This window comes from Micromonospora sp. CNZ295 (genome assembly GCF_004217535.1).
In genome coordinates this window covers 3,541,676-3,558,714 of the sequence record NZ_SHKZ01000001.1, presented here as the reverse complement: position 1 = coordinate 3,558,714, position 17,039 = coordinate 3,541,676, and the positions used below count along the sequence as shown (strand labels likewise).

At 72.5% G+C, this 17,039-nt stretch carries 17 protein-coding genes and 1 pseudogene; 9 read left to right on the top strand and 9 right to left on the bottom strand.

Going from position 1 to position 17,039, the window contains the following annotated elements; genetic code table 11:
- The first annotated feature begins 12 nt into the window (after window positions 1-12).
- The 6 genes from EV376_RS16790 to EV376_RS30210 all read left to right on the top strand — a co-directional run bounded on the left by EV376_RS16790 (window position 13) and on the right by EV376_RS30210 (window position 4,641).
- Window positions 13-603: a rhodanese-like domain-containing protein gene (locus EV376_RS16790; RefSeq protein WP_130324347.1), complete on the top strand. Its 591-nt coding sequence runs from the start codon at window positions 13-15 to the stop codon at window positions 601-603.
- Window positions 600-2,369 (top strand): sulfate permease, encoded by a 1,770-nt coding sequence (locus EV376_RS16785; RefSeq protein WP_130324345.1) that lies wholly within the window; start codon window positions 600-602, stop codon window positions 2,367-2,369. The genes EV376_RS16790 and EV376_RS16785 overlap by 4 nt, the downstream gene beginning before the upstream one ends.
- Before the next feature lies 1 nt (window position 2,370).
- Window positions 2,371-2,799 carry a carbonic anhydrase gene (locus EV376_RS30915; RefSeq protein WP_486482660.1) on the top strand — a complete coding sequence of 143 codons (429 nt, stop codon included), beginning with the start codon at window positions 2,371-2,373 and terminating at the stop codon, window positions 2,797-2,799.
- Window positions 2,800-2,849: 50 nt separating this feature from the next.
- Window positions 2,850-3,449 carry a class I SAM-dependent methyltransferase gene (locus EV376_RS16775; protein WP_130324343.1) on the top strand — a complete coding sequence of 200 codons (600 nt, stop codon included), beginning with the start codon at window positions 2,850-2,852 and terminating at the stop codon, window positions 3,447-3,449.
- Between the two features lie 201 nt (window positions 3,450-3,650).
- Window positions 3,651-4,370, top strand: a complete 720-nt coding sequence (locus EV376_RS16770; protein ID WP_130324341.1) for a class I SAM-dependent methyltransferase — start codon at window positions 3,651-3,653, stop codon at window positions 4,368-4,370.
- Window positions 4,371-4,464: 94 nt separating this feature from the next.
- Complete coding sequence (locus tag EV376_RS30210) at window positions 4,465-4,641, top strand: hypothetical protein (RefSeq protein WP_165438017.1); 177 nt, start codon at window positions 4,465-4,467, stop codon at window positions 4,639-4,641.
- Here EV376_RS30210 and EV376_RS16765 read toward each other — a convergent pair.
- The 5 genes and pseudogenes from EV376_RS16765 to EV376_RS16745 all read right to left on the bottom strand — a co-directional run bounded on the left by EV376_RS16765 (window position 4,598) and on the right by EV376_RS16745 (window position 11,068).
- Window positions 4,598-6,232, bottom strand: a complete 1,635-nt coding sequence (locus tag EV376_RS16765) for a glycosyltransferase 87 family protein (RefSeq protein ID WP_130324339.1) — start codon at window positions 6,230-6,232, stop codon at window positions 4,598-4,600. The two genes, EV376_RS30210 and EV376_RS16765, sit on opposite strands and share 44 nt — an antisense overlap.
- A 50-nt stretch (window positions 6,233-6,282) precedes the next feature.
- Window positions 6,283-7,773, bottom strand: a complete 1,491-nt coding sequence (locus tag EV376_RS16760; protein ID WP_130324337.1) for an ATP-binding protein — start codon at window positions 7,771-7,773, stop codon at window positions 6,283-6,285.
- Window positions 7,774-7,874: 101 nt separating this feature from the next.
- Complete coding sequence (locus EV376_RS16755) at window positions 7,875-8,060, bottom strand: hypothetical protein (protein ID WP_486482659.1); 186 nt, start codon at window positions 8,058-8,060, stop codon at window positions 7,875-7,877.
- Between the two features lie 184 nt (window positions 8,061-8,244).
- Window positions 8,245-9,626: pseudogene (locus EV376_RS16750) on the bottom strand (IS1380 family transposase).
- Between the two features lie 182 nt (window positions 9,627-9,808).
- Entirely contained in the window at window positions 9,809-11,068 is a 1,260-nt protein-coding gene (locus EV376_RS16745) for an MFS transporter (protein ID WP_130324335.1), read from the bottom strand.
- Between the two features lie 89 nt (window positions 11,069-11,157).
- Between EV376_RS16745 and EV376_RS16740 the strand changes: the two genes are divergently transcribed.
- Entirely contained in the window at window positions 11,158-12,105 is a 948-nt protein-coding gene (locus EV376_RS16740) for a helix-turn-helix domain-containing protein (protein WP_165438016.1), read from the top strand.
- A 248-nt stretch (window positions 12,106-12,353) separates the two neighbouring features.
- Here the strand turns inward: EV376_RS16740 and EV376_RS16735 are convergent, their stop codons facing one another.
- On the bottom strand, window positions 12,354-12,533 hold the full coding sequence (locus tag EV376_RS16735) for a helix-turn-helix transcriptional regulator (protein ID WP_486482658.1): 180 nt from the start codon (window positions 12,531-12,533) through the stop codon (window positions 12,354-12,356).
- 44 nt (window positions 12,534-12,577) lie between these two features.
- Here EV376_RS16735 and EV376_RS30205 point away from each other — a divergent pair, with 44 nt between their 5' ends.
- Complete coding sequence (locus tag EV376_RS30205) at window positions 12,578-12,772, top strand: hypothetical protein (protein WP_165437925.1); 195 nt, start codon at window positions 12,578-12,580, stop codon at window positions 12,770-12,772.
- 5 nt (window positions 12,773-12,777) lie between these two features.
- On the opposite strand, the gene EV376_RS16730 is transcribed toward EV376_RS30205, so the two are convergent.
- Together EV376_RS16730 and EV376_RS16725 are read right to left on the bottom strand one after the other, a co-directional pair.
- Complete coding sequence (locus EV376_RS16730) at window positions 12,778-13,920, bottom strand: acyl-CoA desaturase (RefSeq protein ID WP_130324331.1); 1,143 nt, start codon at window positions 13,918-13,920, stop codon at window positions 12,778-12,780.
- 13 nt (window positions 13,921-13,933) lie between these two features.
- Window positions 13,934-15,025, bottom strand: a complete 1,092-nt coding sequence (locus EV376_RS16725) for a ferredoxin reductase (RefSeq protein ID WP_130324329.1) — start codon at window positions 15,023-15,025, stop codon at window positions 13,934-13,936.
- Window positions 15,026-15,109: 84 nt separating this feature from the next.
- On the opposite strand from EV376_RS16725, the gene EV376_RS16720 reads away from it, so the two are divergent.
- A complete protein-coding gene (locus tag EV376_RS16720; RefSeq protein WP_130324327.1) occupies window positions 15,110-16,336 on the top strand; it encodes a PucR family transcriptional regulator in 1,227 nt (408 codons plus the stop codon).
- Window positions 16,337-16,371: 35 nt separating this feature from the next.
- On the opposite strand, the gene EV376_RS16715 is transcribed toward EV376_RS16720, so the two are convergent.
- Window positions 16,372-16,914 carry a MarR family winged helix-turn-helix transcriptional regulator gene (locus tag EV376_RS16715; protein WP_486482657.1) on the bottom strand — a complete coding sequence of 181 codons (543 nt, stop codon included), beginning with the start codon at window positions 16,912-16,914 and terminating at the stop codon, window positions 16,372-16,374.
- Between the last annotated feature and the right edge of the window lie 125 nt (window positions 16,915-17,039).

Below are 17,039 nucleotides of genomic sequence, written 5' to 3'. Positions count from 1 at the left end.
GAGGAGTGCAACGTGACCGCGAAGAACGCATCGTCCGCCGTCGACATCGCCACCGCCCGCGCGCTGATCGCCAACAACCCGGACACCCTGATCGTCGACGTGCGCACGCCCGGCGAGTTCGAGACCGCCCACGTCCCCGGCTCGATCAACCTGCCGCTGGACCAGGTCGACGCGCACCTGGGGCGGATCGTCAACGACGCCGGCGGCCGGATGCTGCTCATGTGCCAGTCCGGCAACCGCGCCACCCAGGCCTGCACCAAGCTGGTCAACGCCGGCCTCCCCGGCGCCACCGTGATCTCCGGCGGAATGAACGCCTGGATCACCGCGGGCGGGCCGGTCGAGCGGGGCCGGGAACGGTGGAGCCTGGAGCGCCAGGTCCGCCTGATCGCCGGCGGCATCGTCCTGCTCTCGGTCGTGGCCAGCATCTGGGTGCCGTCGGCGCGGTTCGTGGCCGGCTTCATCGGCGCCGGACTGACCTTCGCGGCGCTGACCAACACCTGCGCGATGGGCGCGATGCTGTCCCGCCTGCCGTACAACCGCGGGGCGGGCTGCGACGTCAACACCTCCCTCGCGCGACTGCGTACCGGCGGGAGGGGTGCATGAGCGCGACCTACATCCAGCAGGACCGGTCCGGCCTGGCGCGAGTCGTACCGCTGCTCGGTTGGCTGCGCAACTACGACCGGGCGACCCTGCGCCATGACCTGATCGCCGGACTGACCGTTGCGGTCATGCTGATTCCGCAGAGCATGGCCTACGCCGCGCTGGCGGGCATGCCGCCGGTCACCGGCCTGTACGCCTCGATCGTGCCGCTGCTGGTCTACGCGCTGCTGGGGACCTCCGGCTCCCTCGCCGTCGGGCCGGTGGCCATCACCGCGCTGATGACCAGCGCGGCACTGGCTCCCCTCGCCGACGGCGACCCGGCCCGGTACGCGGCGTTGGCCGGTCTGCTCGCGCTGCTGGTCGGCGCGATCCAGCTGCTGATGGGCGTGTTGCGCCTCGGGGTGCTGGTCAACTTCATGTCCCACTCGGTGCTGTCCGGGTTCACCTCCGCCGCGGCGATCGTCATCGCCGCCAGCCAGATCAAGGACCTGTTCGGACTCAAGGCCGGCCGGGCGGAGACCTTCCCGGAGATCGTCGAGGCGGTCTGGCACTCGGCGACCACCGCGCACGGACTGACGATCCTCGTCTCCCTGGCCAGTGTCGCCGGACTCGTGCTGCTGCGCCGGTACGTGCCGAAGCTGCCCGGGGCGCTGCTCGTCGTCGCGGGTGTCACCGCGGTCAGCGCCGCACTGTCCTTCGGCGAGCGCGGGGTGAAGATCCTCACCGACGTTCCGGGCGGGATCCCGGCGCCCGCGCTGCCGGCGCTGTCCGCTCAGGACATCCAGACGCTGTTGCCTGCCGCCGTGGCCATCGCGCTGGTGGCGTACATGGAGGGCATCGCCGTGGCCAAGGCCCTCGCGGCGAAGTCACGTCAGCACGTCGGCGCGAACCAGGAACTGGTGGCGGTCGGGGCGGCCAACGTCTCGGCCGGACTGTTCCAGGCGTTCCCGGTGGCCGGCGGTTTCTCCCGCAGCGCGGTCAACTTCTCCGCCGGGGCCCGGACCCCGGTGGCCACCGTGCTGACCGCGGTGATGGTGGCGGTCACGGCGCTCGTACTGACGCCCGCCTTCTACCACCTGCCCAAGGCCGTACTCGCCGCGATCGTGGTGGTCGCCGTACTCGGTCTGGTCGACCGCAGGGGCGCGGTCACCACGTGGCGGACCCGCCGCTCCGACGGCCTGACCCTGAGCCTGACGTTCCTGGTCACCCTGGTGTTCGGGGTCGAGCCCGGTCTCGCGGCCGGCGTGGCGTTCAGCCTCGGCGTCTTCCTGTGGCGCTCCGCCCGGCCGCACACCGCCGAACTCGGGCGGGTACCGGGCACGGACACCTACCGCAACGTGGTCCGGTACGCCGGCCTGGTCACCGATCCGCGGGTGGCGATCAACCGGGTGGACGGCCCGCTCTACTTCGCCAACGCCCAGCTCCTCGAAGACCGGCTACTCGCGTTGGCCGAGGACCGGGACGGGTTGGAGGTGATCGTGCTCGACGCCAGCGCCATCAGCGACACCGACGCCGACGGCGCACATGCCCTGGCGGAACTGCGTGAGCGCCTGGACGCCCGTGGCGTGGCCCTGCATCTGGCCACAGTTCGTGGGCCGGTGCGCGACCTGCTCGGTCGGGCCGGCGTGTGGCGTCCCATGCGGGAAGCCGGCCGCGTGCACAGCGACGTGAGCGCCGCGCTCGCGGCGGCGGGGATCGAGCCGCCCGACCGGTCGCGTGCCGAGCCGTCCGAGCACGGCCGACCGCCGGTCCCCCAAGAGGTGGTGTGAGATGCCTGATCGGTTTGCGACGATCTTCACCTGCATCGACGGGCGCATCCAGCAACCTCTCAGCGAGTGGATGCGAAACCACCTCGGCGTCGAGTACATCGACACCATCACCGAGCCGGGACCGGAGGCCCTGCTGGCCGCGACCGGTGAGCGATGCCTGGAGGTCCTGCTGGAGAAGGTGGAGGTCTCCCGGCGCGCGCACGGCAGCGGCACGCTCGTCATCGCCGGCCACTCCGACTGCGCGGGGAACCCGGTCTCCGACGACGAGCAGCGGAACCAGCTGAGGAGGAGCCTGCACCGGCTGGCCGAGCGGCTACCCGGCACCAGGATCCTGGCCGTCCACGCCGACCGGTGTGGCGACCGGTGCTGGGCTCCGCTCCTCGTCGCTGAGGTGGCCTCGGCCTCCGCCGACGGCCAGTCGGTGCCGTAGGTCCGCGAAGATGGGGTGATCGCCACGGTCGCCCGGAGAGGATCAGCAGGATGGACAGCAAGGAATGGGACGCCCGGTACGCCGCCGCACCGGGCCTGGTGTGGACCGCCGAGCCGAACCGGTTCGTGGTGGAGGAGCTGGCCGACCTGCCGCCGGGCCAAGCGCTGGACCTCGCCGCCGGTGAAGGACGCAACGCCGTCTGGCTCGCCGAACGCGGCTGGGACGTGACGGCGGTCGACTTCTCCGCGGTCGCGGCCGACCGGGGACGTGAGTTGGCCCGTCAGCGCGGCGTGACGGTCCGGTGGCAGGTCGCCGACGTCACCGCGTACGCGCCACCGGCCGGCGGGTTCGACCTCGTACTCATCGCCTACCTGCACCTGCCGGCACCCGACCTCGCGGCCGTGCTGTCCCGCGCCACGGACGCGGTCCGCCCCGGCGGGACGGTGTTCGTGGTGGGGCACGACGTGGCCAACCTCAGCGGCGGCACCGGTGGGCCGCAGGACCCCGCCGTCCTGCTCACCCCGGAGGCGGTCGTCGCAAGCCTCGCCGGTCTCCGGATCCACCGCGCGGAGACGGCCCGGCGACCGGTCGCCGTCGACGGCCGCACCGTCGACGCGCTGGACACGGTGGTCGCCGCGACCAGGCCCTGAGAACGTCGCCGGGACCGGGCCCCATGGTCGCCGGATGAGCCGGCAGGGTTCGCCATGCCGGGTTTCGCCGGAGGGCGCCTACTCCCCGCCGCCCCGCCGTCGCGCGACGCCGGACCACCGCTCATATCCGCCGCCACCGCGAAGGCGACGCCGGCCGCGCGGCGCGAGCCCCGGGCCCGCGGCACCGGTAGCATCCGGGCGATGGGCGTACGGTTCGAGGAGTTGGCCTGGCGGGAGACCCCGATCGGCGCCATCAGTCTGCGCCGGCGCCGCGACCCGGCGCTCGACGTCGAGGTGTACGAGGTCAAGCTCGACGACGAGTTCCTGATGTCCAGCCTCTTCCCGGTCGCGGAGATCGAACTGGCCCGCCTGGGCCTCGCTCCCCTGACCGGGCGCGCCCTCGACGTGGCCGTCGGCGGCCTGGGGTTGGGCTTCACCGCCCGGACGGTGCTGGCCGACGACCGCGTCGCCTCGATGCTGGTCGTGGAGGCGATCGAGGACGTGATCGACTGGCACCGGCGGGGTCTGCTGCCGTTCGCCGCCGGGCTCGCCGCCGACCCGCGGACCCGCTTCGCCCGCGCGGACTTCTTCGCCGCGGTGGCCGGCGACGCCGGCCTCGACCCGGAACACCCGGGGCGGCGGTTCGACGCCGTGCTGCTCGACGTGGACCACTCACCGCGCAACGTGCTGCACCCGAGCCACGCCGCCTTCTACACTCCGGCCGGCCTGCGCCGGCTCGCGGCGTCGCTGCGCCCGGAGGGCGTGTTCGCGCTCTGGTCCGACGACCCGCCGGACCCGGCGTTCGAGGAGGTGCTCGCCGGGGTGTTCACGGCGGCGGAGTCCCACGTCGTCCGGTTTCCCAACCCGCTGACCGGCGGCGAGTCCGCCAACACGGTCTACGTCGCGCACGCTCCGGTCTGAGCGCCGATTTCCGGCTCGCCGGGCATGTTGCCGGCCAGGCCGGGAAGGTGGCCGGTGCCCTTCGCGTACGCGGGGTGGCGGGAGGGAGGTCGAGATGCGGGCAGTGCTGTGGGCCGTCGGCATCGTCGCCGGCGTGCTCGTCCTGCTCGGGCTGCTCCTGGAGGCGGTCCGCTGGCTGGTGATCATCGGCGCGATCGCGCTGGTGGTGGTCGTCGTCTTCGCGTTCGTCAAGGCACGGCAGGCGACCGGGGGGTCACTGCGGGGGCGCTGACGCGGTGGCGGGGCGCGGTCAACTCGTCGGCGTACTCGGCGAGCGGCCGCCCGTCCACGTCGTACGCGATCAACCGGCCGTGCGCCATCGTGGCCGATCGGAACGAGAAGACCCGCGAGCCCGGCCAGGCCGCCAGCAGGGGGATGACGCGAGGCGCGCCGCCCGGGGCGGAGTGGTACTCCAGCCGGGCCACCGCCGGCGACACCACCCCGTTGACGCGGATCTTGGTCGGCTCCGCCCGGGTGCCGAAGGTCACCGGCGTGTCGCCCCCGTACGCCGCGCACTGCGCCGGCCCGCGGCAGACGAAGAAGTACCGCGGGTTGTCCACGTCGGAGATCGTGTACGCCTTGAAGGTGGGGTCGGCGCCGGCCGGCAGCGGCTGCACGGCGAAGATCGCCAGCGCCCCGGCCGCGACGGCGCCCACCCGGGCCCAGGCGCTCCCCCGGCCGGCCCGGCGCCGCGAGCGTGCCGCCACGACGGCCACGCCACCGAAGCCGGTCAGGCAGAGCACGACGACCCCGATGGCCCGCGCGTTCTCGAACAGGAACTGGACCCCCGGCCGGCTCGAGACGGGAGCCAGGACCACCCCGAGCGAGACCACGGTGGCCACCAGCAGGGCGACGCCACCGACCCGGCGGGCCTGGCCGTGACCACCGATCAGCAGCATCGCGGCCAGCACCGGCCAGATCTGGTGGTGGGTCCAGGAGACCGGGGAGGCCGCGACGGTGGCGCAGCCGACGAGCACCGCGGCGGGCCCGGTGCGGTGCTCGTCGACCAACTGCCGGGCCCGCCAGAGCGCCACCGCGCAGATCGCCGCGACCAGCGCCAGCCAGACCGCCGGCAGTGCCGCCGGCTCAACACCGACCCGCAGCAGCATCCCGTGCACCGACTGGTTGCCCAGCGAGGCGAGGTTGCCGATCCGGGAGGTGTTGCGCACCGCCTCGGTCCAGTACGTCCAACTCGCCGCCGGTAGGACCGCCGCACCGACCGCGCCGCAGGCCACGAACGCGGCGATCGCCCGGGCGGCGTCGCCGTACCGCCGGGCGGCCAGGAAGTGGACGACGAACAGCAGCGGCGTCAGCTTCACCGCGGCGGCCACGCCGACGAGGACGCCCCGCCACCGGGCCGGAACGACGCCCGCCCCGTCCAGCAGCGCGAGCAGGACGATCAGGATGCTGACCTGGCCGAAGCGCAGGTTGCTCTGCACCGGGGCGGAGAGCATCAGGACGCAGGCGACCGCCGGTACGACGAGCCGGCGCCGCGCCCCGGGCCCGGTCAGCATCCGGCCCACCGGCCAGGCGATCGCGACCACCGCGAGGCAGGTGACCACGAGCCAGGCGGTCTGGGCCACGCCCTCCGGCACGGCGGCGACCGGCCAGAGCACGAGCGCCGCGAACGGCGGGTAGGTGAACGGGCCGCCGTTGTCGGCGACGAACTCGTACAGCGGTCGGCCGCCCTGCAGATGCAGCAGCGCGCCCCGGTAGATGTGCAGGTCGGAGAGGCGATCCGGGCGGAGCGCCACCAGCGCCGACGACCCCGCGGCGAGCAGCGCGAACGCCGACCAGAGCGCAGCCGCCCGTCGATCCCGCACGGGCGCAGTCTACGGCCGGCGACGGGTGATCGTGGACCGGGCGTCGCGGGTCAGCCCCGCCGCAGGCCCTCGACGGCCGCGCGGAGGTCGGCCTGGTGGATCGGGCCGGCGGGCCGGCCGCCGGTGGCCTCCCGCATCGCCTTGGCGAGTTGGACCCGGCGCAGCGCCTCCCGGATGTCCGCGCCGGTCAGGCCGGGGCTCTCGGCGGCCAGGGCGGCGGGGTCGACGTCGTCGGCGAACATCCGGAAGCCGGGCCGCTCGTGCCGGTCCACGAGGTCCCGGATCATCTTGGTGATGATCTCCGCCCGGCCGGCCTCGTCGGGCGGCGGGATCGACAGCTTCACGTCGAAGCGTCCCGACCGGACCAGCGAGGCGTCCACCCGCTGCGGGAAGTTGGTGGTGGCCACGACGATGACGTTCGGGTTCTCCTCGAAGAGGGTGTTCATCTCCTGCTTGAAGATGCCGGCCACCGCGTTGACCGCCTGGCTGGCCGCGTCGCCGCCGGCCCCGGCGTAGCTGATGATGCTGTCGAACTCGTCGAACAGCAGCACCGTCGGCTGCCGGTAGCGGCGCGCCTCGCGGAAGATCTGCTTGATGTTGCGCTCCGACCCGCCGAGCCACTTGTCGAGGATCTCCGGCGTGCGGATCTCGCGGAAGTCCGCGCCGATCTCGTTCGCGAGCGCCCGGGCCAGCATGGTCTTGCCGGTGCCCGGCGGCCCGTACAGCAGGATGCCCTGCGGCCGGCGGGCGCCCCAGCGGGCCATCACGTCGGGGTGCCGGAACGACACGGCGATCTCCCGGAACCGGGCCACCACGTCGTCGAGGCCGCCCACCTGGTCGAGCGTCACCGCCTCGCTGCCGGCCGGCCGGACCGACGCGGCGGCACGGGCTCGGCGCAGCACGTACGCCCGGTCGCGCAGCACCCGCGGCTCGGGGTCGTCGCCGGCGAGGTCCCGGACGGCCTGCAGGGCGAGCCCGACCAGGGCGCGCAGGTGCGCGACGCCGACCTCGTCGGCGGGCACGGTGGCGCGGAGGGTGAGCAGCCGTCCGTCCTCGACGGTCGTCACGTCCGGCTCGGCGCGCAGGCCCAGCGCCGCCGCCTCACCGCGTACCTCGGCGGCGGCCGGATCGACCGGGCGTGGCCGGTCCGCCACGGCGGTGCCCGGCTGCCGGCCGAACCGCCGGGACGCCTCCGTCACGAGCCGTCCCGCGCGACGGGCCAGCGGCCCGTCCGGGTCGGCCGTGAGGTGCCGGGCGAGCAGCCAGCCGGCCGGGCCGGCCACACCCAGGGCGAGCAGGCGCACGGCCCCCGCCGGGAGGACACCGGTGGCGCGGACCTCGGCGGACAGCCGGCAGGCACCGTCCACCGTGTGCGCGGTGAGGCGGACACTCTGGATCGGCGACGGCAGCGGCCCGGTGAGCCGCAGCTCGACCGGCCGGTAGCGGGCGGCGGCCAACGCGCCGACCGGATCGTCGATGGTGACCCGGGCGCCGAACCGCTCCACGCTGTCCGCGCCCGGCCGGTGCTGCTGGTCCGGCATGATCCCACGCCCTCCGTGCGGCAGTGACCAGCCCGAGTCTGACACCGGGACCGACCAACCGCCACCGATCACCGGCCCAGGCTCGAGCTGTTCGGAACGCCTCAGACGATGAATTGCACTTCCGGGAAGGCCGGGTTCGGGCCGTTGAGCAGGTGCCCCCGGTGGCGTAGGTGCAGGTCGAAGAACGCGAGCGGGTACGCCTGCTGGATGCGTACCGCTCGGGTGGGGTCGAGGGTGCCGACCCAGTTGGCGAGGTCCTCGTCGCTCATGCCCAGCGCGGCCGCCACCTGCGGGCAATTTCCGCTAGTACTAGCCTCGATCGTTCACGGCTGAGGTCGGCGGTTTCGGCCCTGCGTCTTTGGTCGCTGTTGTTCGGTGCGTTTGGGTCGAGGGCATGGTGGTGGGCCGTCTGTCGCGGCGGTGGGCGTGGTCTCCTTGGTTCCTCCGGTTGTTGGGACGGGGCTGAGCTGGTCAGCCGGGGGCGGGGATCGCCGCGATCCGGGTGAACGCGGCGGTGATCTGGTCGGCCCAGGGCCAGGTCGATGGGATGCGTAGTCGGCGGCGGCGTTGGCCTCGGGTGAGGCGGGCGGCGGTGTGTAGCAGGCGGTAGCGCAGTCGTTTCGGTTCGGCTTTGGCCAGATCGCCGTCGAGGGTGAGTAGTTGTAGCCAGGCGATCAGGTCGCAGGCCATGGCCGCGATCTGGCACCAGGCGGTGTTGATCGCGAACTCGCGGGAGGGCAGCCGGCCCAGTCCGGTGTCTTTGGCGCAGCGGATGCGGTCTTCGACGCGGGCGTGGGCGCGGTGGCGGGCTTCCAGCCACTGCAAGTTGCCGACGGTGGTGTTGGTGACGAACGCGGTGTAGCGCCAGCCGTCGCGTTCCTCGAACAGCGATAACTGGGCGCCGGGGTGTGGTCGTTCCCGACGCACGATCACCCGCATGTCGGGCGGCCAGCCGGCCAGGGTGAGCAGGCCGGTCAACTCTGCGACCTGGGCGCTGTCGCGGACGCCGCCGTCGGCGGCCAGGGCCGGTGACCAGGCCGCGGTCGGCAGCGCGCTGATGGCGGCGCGTTCGGCCTCGCCGATCGACCAGCCGAGCGAGTACTCCACGACCCGGCCACGCTTGGCGTTCTGCGCGGTCAGCCAGTCGAGGACTGTGTGGGTGGCGGCGGCCGAGTCGCCACGCACCAACAGGTTCCTGCGGTCAGCGGCCGGGACCTGCGCGAACGCCTCCGCGAGGACGGTGAGGTGGTCGGCGGCGGTGTTCGCCCCGGCGTTACCCGGCCGCAGCCGGATCGCGAGCAGTTCCCGGTGTTGTCGCAGGTCACCAAGATCGGATGGAACCCGTAGGTGTGCTTGTAGGTGGCCGCGGCGCCGTCCTTGTCGCTGTGGGCGAGCACGATCGTGGAGTCCACGTCCAGCACGACGAGGTCGTCGCCGAGGCTGCGGCCAGCGGCATACGCAGCCGGGACCTGCCCGAACAACGCCCACACCCGGGCCCGGACCTTCGCCCGTGCCCGGCTGATGCGCCGCACCTGCACGTCGCTGACCTCGTCGAGGGCCCGCCAACACGTCGCCGGTGACGCGACCTGGCCGAACACCTCGCCCTGATGGCGCAGTACGTCGATATCCGCGATCGCCTCACCGCCGTCAGCGATCATCACCGCCAGGTCGACCAGCACCCTGCCCCGGTCCCGACCCGGGGCGAACCCCCGCCGGGCCACCGCCGCCGACAACGCCTGTGTCAACCCACTGCGATCAGCCAGCAGCCGCAGCAGCGCCGTTCCGACGTGCGACACCACGCCACGGCCACCTGCCTCGACGGACAAGCCCTTGGACCACTCGGTAATCTGCACCTACGAAGTGCCTCTCACACGGGGAACCTGCACGACTCGACACCGGGCAGTTTTCCTTACGTGGCAGGCACTTCGCCATATCTACCCACCCGCCAGCCATCCAAGATCACGACCGCCGTGAAAGGCCGAGGCTAGCTTGCCGGGGATGGCGGGCGGATGATCGGCGTGGGTCGGCAGGAGGTTCATGATCCGTCGAGGGTCTGCCGGCGCATCGGGGAACGCAGGATCGGCACCCACACCAGCGCGAGCGCGGCGCAGGCGACCCAGGTGGCGGTACGCGGGCCGGAGAGATCGCCGACGGATGCCGCCGCCGCCGCGCCGAGCGTGAGCGCACCGCTGAACATCACGCGCAGAGTGCCGTTGACGCGTCCCAGTAGCCGCGGAGGCGTGACGTGCTGGCGGAACGACATCAGAACCACGCTGTCGAAGCCGACCTTGAAGATCACGAGTGCCCACGCGAGCGCGGCGACCGGCCCGGGAACGGCCTGACCGACAAGCGGTAGCACGAACGAGACCGGGGCGATCACCAGCCCGATCAGGAGCACCGAGCGACCGGCACCCAGGACCCTCGACACCCGCTGCCCGAAGAACGCTCCGAGCAGGCCACCGGCTCCGCCAGAACCGAGGAACAAACCCAGATGGGTCTCCGACCAGTGCAGTTCCTGGACCAGGATGAGCGGCAGCATCGCGACCGTGCCCGCGGTCGCGAAGTTCACGAGCGCTCCAGCGACGGCGATCGCGCGCAGGGTGTCGTTGCGCCGGACGAACGACAGGCCCTCCCGCACCTCGATCGCGAGCGAGCGTCGTACGACCTCGACCCGTCGTGGCTCCGGCTGCTCGATGCGCCGGATCCACAGCGCCGACCAGAGATAGCCGAGTGCCGTCGCGATCAGAACCGCCGAGGCTGTCGACAGGCCGACCAGCCAGCCGGCCAGTGCGGGACCGCCGACCAACGCCACCTGCTCCACGATGCCGAGCCGGCCGTTGGCCGCGACCAGGCGTGCGCCGTTCCCACCGCCGACAAGATCCGGCAGGTGGCTCTGCATCGCGACGTCGAAGAAGACGGTCGCGACGCCGTTGAGGAACACCACCATCCACAGTTGGGTCATGGTCAAGGCGGAGAAGGCGGCGGCGACCGGTACCGAGCCGATGAGCGCGAACCGGACCAGATCCATGGCGACCATGACCGGACGACGAGCGACGCTTTCAAGCCACGCACCCGCCGGCAGTCCAAGCAACAGGAAGGGAGCGGTGCCGGCGGCGGCCAGTGCGCCCACCGCGCTCGGACCAGCGCCGAGCGACGTGATCGCGACGAGCGGGACGGCGACCTTGGCGATGTTGAAGCCCCACTTCGCCGCCACGGCGGCGACGAGGTAGCGAGTGAAGTCACGAGGCAAGGTCCGGGCGTCGGACTCACGGCGGGGGGCGTGCTGGATCGACATGCCCGAACCCTCGGTGCCGGCCGCCTACCCGTGCCAACGATTCAGACTACGATGAATCCTCGTGGAGCCGATCTGATGCTGGAATGTCGTTGTCCCTGGCCGATCTCGCGAGCGTCAGGTTCGCGATCTCCCCTGCCTGGGAGGTCGTCGCGAGCCTCCGGGTGCTCGGCGATCCCGGCGCGCACGCCGTACACCTGCCATGGGTGAGCCGCCACCGGCAGGCAGTGCTGGCCTCACCCGAGCTGCGCCAGCTGCACGACCTGGTGATCACGCCGGAACGCAAGCTGCCGGGCTTCCTCGCGCCAGCGCCGCACTCGCCCGTCGCCGAGCCCGAGGTGGAGTTCGCGGCCGTTCGGGAAACGCCAGCGGCGGTCATACGCAAGGAACTCGCGGCCGTGTACGGCGACCGGCTGCCGGCCTCGCTGTCGGAGCTGCGTCGCGCCCCGCGCCGCACCCTTCCGATGATCGTCAACCAGATGCGGACCTACTGGGGCCTCGCGCTAGCGCCGCACTGGGGGAAGATGCGCGGCATCTTGGAAAGCGACGTCATGTTCCGCGCACGGCAACTGGCCGACGCGGGCCCGCACCGGATGTTCTCCGAACTCGATCCCGCGATCTCGTGGTCCGACGACGTCCTGTCGGTGAACCGGCCCAACCTGGACCTGCACTACGAACTCGGCGGGCGCGGCCTGGTGCTCGTGCCGTCGCTGTTCGCGTGGCCGAACGTCTTCGTCAAGGCGACCGAGCCCTGGGCTCCGGTGCTGCGATATCCCGCCCGGGGCGTGGGTTCGATGTGGATCGACGGCCCACCAGCGGCCGATCTCGCCCCGGTGCTCGGCCAGGCTCGTGCCACCCTGCTGGTCGAGCTGGCGACCCCGTCGACGACGACACTGGCCCGCCGTACCGGGCTGAACCCGAGCGGAGTCTCGGCCCATCTCTCGCGACTCGCGGCCGCGGGCCTGGTCACTCGGCAACGGGCCGGTCGGCTCGTCTTCTACGTGCGCACCGCGCGCGGCGACGCGCTTCTCGGCGACTGACCGGACGCGTACGCGATGCGCTGCTCGTCGTCCCCGGCGAGGTCGCAGACGGCCTGGCGGAGTGAGCCCGACAAGCGCGCCCAGGTTCGTATCCGACCGTTGCCGACGACGTCGATCGGTTCGGGGAACCCGGACCGGCGGACGATCTCGGTCGCCCTGGTACGTGACACCCCGCCTAGAAGCTCGGCGATGTCGGACAGGGCGACCAGTTTCACCTCGCGACCGTAAGCACAACCGCTCGTGCCGGCTCAGCGCTCGTCCGGGTCAGCGCCCCGAGCCTGGTGCGGCCGGTGCTCGGTGATCCAGGCTTCCACGTCCTCCACCAGCCACACCGCTCCCCCGGCCAGCCGGTCGAAGGGCTCCGGGAAGTCGGGCCGGGAGACGATCTGCACGATGCGCGCCCGGGAGACACCGAGGCGCTCCTGCAACTCGGCGCTGCCGTATGTGATCGCAGCCTGAACGGAGGCACCGGATGTCGAACTACCCGATCCCCTACCGGGATGACGACCAGCGGCTCGACGACGAACTGCTCCAGGACGTCCGGACCGCACTGCTCAAGCGAGGCTTTCCCGAGCTGACGAAGGTCGACTACGGGATGCTGGAGGTCATGCTGGTCCGGTTCGTCTACGCGAAGCGACGGCAGGTTTCGGTCACGATCAGGGACTGATGCGGTCAGGCACCCGTCGTGGCGAGAGCCGGGGCTGGCGTGCCGTCGACCCGTCCTCGCGGCTTGCGGTTGGGCAGCGAGAGCCGGAAGACCTTCTTCCAGGCGGAGAAGACCTGCCGGGGCAGCGAGCCGGTGGTGTAGCGAAGGCCGTACCGGTCGAACAGGGCCCGCACCTCCGGGGCGATCTCCCCGTAGCGGTTGCTGGGCAGGTCCGGGAAGAGGTGGTGCTCGATCTGGTGGGACAGGTTCCCGGTCATGATGTGCATCAGCTTGCTGCCGCTGATGTTGGCCGAGCCGAGCATCTGCCGCAGGTACCACTCGCCGCGCGACTCGCCCTCGATCGAGGTCTTCGCGAACGTCTCGACTCCCTCCGGGAAGTGCCCGCACATGATCACCGAGTGGCTCCACAGGTTGCGGACCAGGTTGGCGGTGAAGGTCGCGGCGAGCGTGGTGAGGAAGGACGGGCCGGACAGCAGCGGGTGCAGCACGTAGTCCTTGAGGACCTGACGGCGGATCTTGCGGCCGACCGCCCGGGCCCGGGCCCGGAACGCCGGGTCCTTGTGCCGCCCGTTCTTCAGGTTCTCGCCCAGCTCCAGGTCGTACGCGGCGATGCCGTACTCGAAGAAGCAGGCGTTGATGAAGTTCCACAGCGGCTGGCCCAGGTGCATCGGGTGCCACGGCTGGTCCTCGTCGACGCGCATGATCCCGTAGCCGAGGTCGTTGTCCTTGCCGATCACGTTGGTGTAGCGGTGGTGCAGCTCGTTGTGCGAGTGCTTCCACTGGTCGGCCGGCGAGACGTGGTCCCACTCCCAGGTCGTGGAGTGGATCTTCGGGTCGCGCATCCAGTCCCACTGGCCGTGCAGGACGTTGTGCCCGATCTCCATGTTCTCCAGGATCTTGGCGATCGACAGGCCGACGGTCCCGACGATCCAGGCGGGCGGGAAGAGCGAGACGAGCAGCACCGCCCGACTGCCGATCTCCAGGCTCCGCTGCGTCTTGATCACCCGGCGGATGTAGCGGGCGTCCCGCTCGCCCCGCTCGGCGAGGACCCGGTCCCGGATCGCGTCGAGCTCCTTGCCGATGACCTCGATGTCCTCGGCGGTGAGGTGGGCGATCGGGTTGACGGGCTTGCGCTGGATGACTGTCACGTCGGCCTCCGGGTCAGTGGTCGAGGTCGCAGGGGCCGGCCGCGGCCGACACGCAGGTCTGGATGAGTACGCCGTCGCCGGGCACCGCCGTGGTGAGTGCCCCGTTGCGCAGGTCGCGAACCGCGCCCTGACGCAGCGGCAGCACGCAGCCGTAGCAGATGCCCATCCGGCAGCCCGACGGCATGAGTACGCCGGCCGCCTCACCGACGTCGAGCAGCGGGGTGGCGCCGTCGGCGTCCGCCGTCACGCCGGTGCGGCCGAAGGTGACGGTGCCGCCCTCGCCGGGAGAGATGACCGTCGGGCGGAACCGCTCGGTGTGCAGCCGGTCGGCGCGGCCGGCGGCGGTCCAGTGTTCCGCCAGGGCGTCGAGCAGCCCGATCGGCCCGCACGCCCAGGTCTCCCGGTCGAGGTGATCGGGGACGATGCCGGCGAGGTCGGCGGCGGTGAGCTGGCCGTCACGGTCGGTGTGCCGCTCCACCAGTCGCAGCGCGCCGGCGGCGGCCAGGTCCCGCAGCTCCGTACCGAAGACGACGTCCGCCGGGGTGGGCGCCGAGTGGACCAGGGTGACCTCCGCTCCGGCGAGGACGCCGCTGCGCAGCATGCCCATCACCGGGGTGATCCCGCTGCCGGCGGTCACCAGCAGCACCCGCCGCGGAACGGCGGGCGGCAGCACGAAGTCGCCCTGGGCCTGGTCGAGCTGGACGATCGTGCCCGGCCGGACGCGCCGGACCAGGTGGTTGCTGACCACCCCGTCCGGGATCGCCTTGACCGTGATCGCAATGGGGTCGTTGCGCCGGCCGGGGGCGGAGGTCACCGAGTACGCCCGCCACTGGCGTACGCCGTCGACGTCCACGCCGAGCCGGACGTACTGCCCGGGGACGTGTCCCCGCCAGCCCCGTCCGGGCTTGATCACCACCGTCGCGGCGTCCCGGGTCTCTGGACGCACCGCGACGATACGGCCTCGCAGGTCGGCGCCGGAGCGCAGCGGAGCGACCAGGTCGAGGTAGTCGTCGGGCAGCAGCGGCGTGGTGACCGCCGCGGCGAGCCGCAGGATCCGGCGCCGCACGGGCGTCGACTCGGGTGGGCGCGGCACCGTGGTGGTCATACCCCGATGGTCGCGGCACAATGGCATAAAATCTTGGCCCGCGAAGGTGAACCGGGCTGCTCTACTTGTGCGGAAGGAACAAACGTGCCGGAACGGTCCGAGGCGACCCGGCGGGCCGCCGGTCTCGATCTGGACGAGCGGGTGGCCGGCGAGCTGCGTGATCGGCTGCCGCTGCTCGCCGAGCGGATCGTGACCGCGATCACCGCCGAGGTGCCCAGCTACTCCGGCACCCTGACCGGCCAGATGCGGCACAAGATCGAGAACGCCGTGCAGATCGCCCTCGGCACCTTCCTCCAGCTGGTCGAGCCCTCCTCCGGTTCCGACCCGAGCACGCCCCTGGTCCCCGCCCTCGATGCCGCGTACGCCCTGGGCAGCGGAGAGGCCCGCTCCGGGCGCAGCATGGACGCGCTGCAGGCCGCGTACCGGGTGGGGGCGCGGGTCACCTGGCGGGAGATGTCGACCATCGCGGTGCGCGGCGGGCTGCCGGCGGCGACGGTCGCCGAGTTCGCCGAGCTGATGTTCGCCTACATCGACGAACTCTCCGCCGCCAGCGTCGCCGGGCACGCCGACGAGCTGGCCAGCGCCGGCCGGGCGCACCGCCGCAACCTGGAACGCCTCACCCAGCAGTTGCTCGCCGGTGAGCCCGAGGACGTGCTGCTGCGCAGCGCCGAACGTGCCGACTGGTCGCCACCGCAGACGCTCACCGTCGTCCTCCTGCCCCAGGCGAACCTGCGCGCCGCGCTCGCCCTGCTGCCGGCTCAGACCCTGGAGAGCGGCGACGACCTGCCGGGGAGCGAGCCGGGCGCGGAAACCGCGGTGCTCCTCGTGCCGGACATGCACGGCGACCGGCGCCGGCTGCTCGCCCGTACGCTGCACGGCCGGCGCGCGGTGCTCGGGCCCGCGCGGCCGTGGACGCAGGCCGCCTCCTCCTACCGGCGGGCCACCCGGCTGGTCGCGCTGGGCACCGAGTACCCCGAGGCCGGCGAACCGCTCGACACCGAGTGCCACCTGGTGCGTCTGCTGGTCAGCGCCGACACCGAGGCGCTCGCCGACCTGCGGGCCCGGGTGCTGCAGCCGCTGGCGTCGCTGCCGCCGGCCACCGCCGCCCGGCTCGCCGAGACGCTGCGCTCCTGGTTGATGCACCACGGCCGGCGCGACGACGTCGCCGCCGACCTGTTCGTACACCCGCAGACGGTGCGCTACCGGATGAGCCAGCTCCGCGAGCTCTACGGCAACCGGCTGACCGACCCGCGTACGGTGCTCGACCTCACCATCGCCCTCGCGGCCGGGCCGCTTCCGGCCGCGCCGTGAGCGTCACCCCGGGTCGCCGTCGCGCGCCCGCGGGGTCACGCGGTCGACCCTGAAGATCCTGTCCCGGGCGCGGCCCCGCCCTCCGTCGACCGCACCTCGTCGACCACCTGGCACAGGTCGGCCACGGGATCGCGGCGTTGCGCCGCACCGGCGACGCGCCGCAGCAGCGCCTGGAGCGTGGCCGCCTCGGCCCGGTCGAGCGGGGCGAGCAGGTGGGACTCGACGTGCCGGAGCGCCTCCCGCCGCCGCCGCCAGACGGCCCGGCCCTCGTCGGTGGCGCAGACCAGGCGACTGCGCCGGTCAGCGGGGTCGGCCCGGCGCAGGACGAGACCACGCCGCTCCAGGTCGTCGATCAGGTACGTGAGGACGGTCCGGTCGATGGCGAGCTCGGCGGCGATGGCGCCCTGGTTGCGGACCGGCTCGCGAACGGCCGCGGCGAGCACCTGGTAGCCGCGCGGCCCGCCGGGTATCCCCTCGAGCGCCCGCTCGGCGGCCTTCAGGTGGGCCCGGAAGACCACGCCCAGCAGCCAGCCGAGGTCGTCCTCGGACGGGTCCGTCCCGATGGTCGCGCCGGTCACACCGACAGAATAGCTGAAGATGTCAACTTTGTTGGTGATAGATGTTCTGCGCGACATACTATCTGTCGGTCAGCGGGTAGTCGTCGGCGCCGGGCCGGTGAGCGCCCGCGGGGGAAGGAGACATC

What these genes read in the sequence shown, in the direction of transcription:
- EV376_RS16785 (WP_130324345.1), top strand. Translation starts at nt 600, where the DNA reads ATGAGCGCGACCTACATCCAGCAGGACCGGTCCGGCCTGGCGCGAGTC.
- EV376_RS30915 (WP_486482660.1), top strand. Translation starts at nt 2,371, where the DNA reads ATGCCTGATCGGTTTGCGACGATCTTCACCTGCATCGACGGGCGCATC.
- EV376_RS16775 (WP_130324343.1), top strand. Translation starts at nt 2,850, where the DNA reads ATGGACAGCAAGGAATGGGACGCCCGGTACGCCGCCGCACCGGGCCTG.
- EV376_RS16770 (WP_130324341.1), top strand. Translation starts at nt 3,651, where the DNA reads ATGGGCGTACGGTTCGAGGAGTTGGCCTGGCGGGAGACCCCGATCGGC.
- EV376_RS30210 (WP_165438017.1), top strand. Translation starts at nt 4,465, where the DNA reads ATGCGGGCAGTGCTGTGGGCCGTCGGCATCGTCGCCGGCGTGCTCGTC.
- EV376_RS16760 (WP_130324337.1), bottom strand. Translation starts at nt 7,773, where the DNA reads ATGCCGGACCAGCAGCACCGGCCGGGCGCGGACAGCGTGGAGCGGTTC.
- EV376_RS16745 (WP_130324335.1), bottom strand. Translation starts at nt 11,068, where the DNA reads ATGTCGATCCAGCACGCCCCCCGCCGTGAGTCCGACGCCCGGACCTTG.
- EV376_RS30205 (WP_165437925.1), top strand. Translation starts at nt 12,578, where the DNA reads ATGTCGAACTACCCGATCCCCTACCGGGATGACGACCAGCGGCTCGAC.
- EV376_RS16725 (WP_130324329.1), bottom strand. Translation starts at nt 15,025, where the DNA reads ATGACCACCACGGTGCCGCGCCCACCCGAGTCGACGCCCGTGCGGCGC.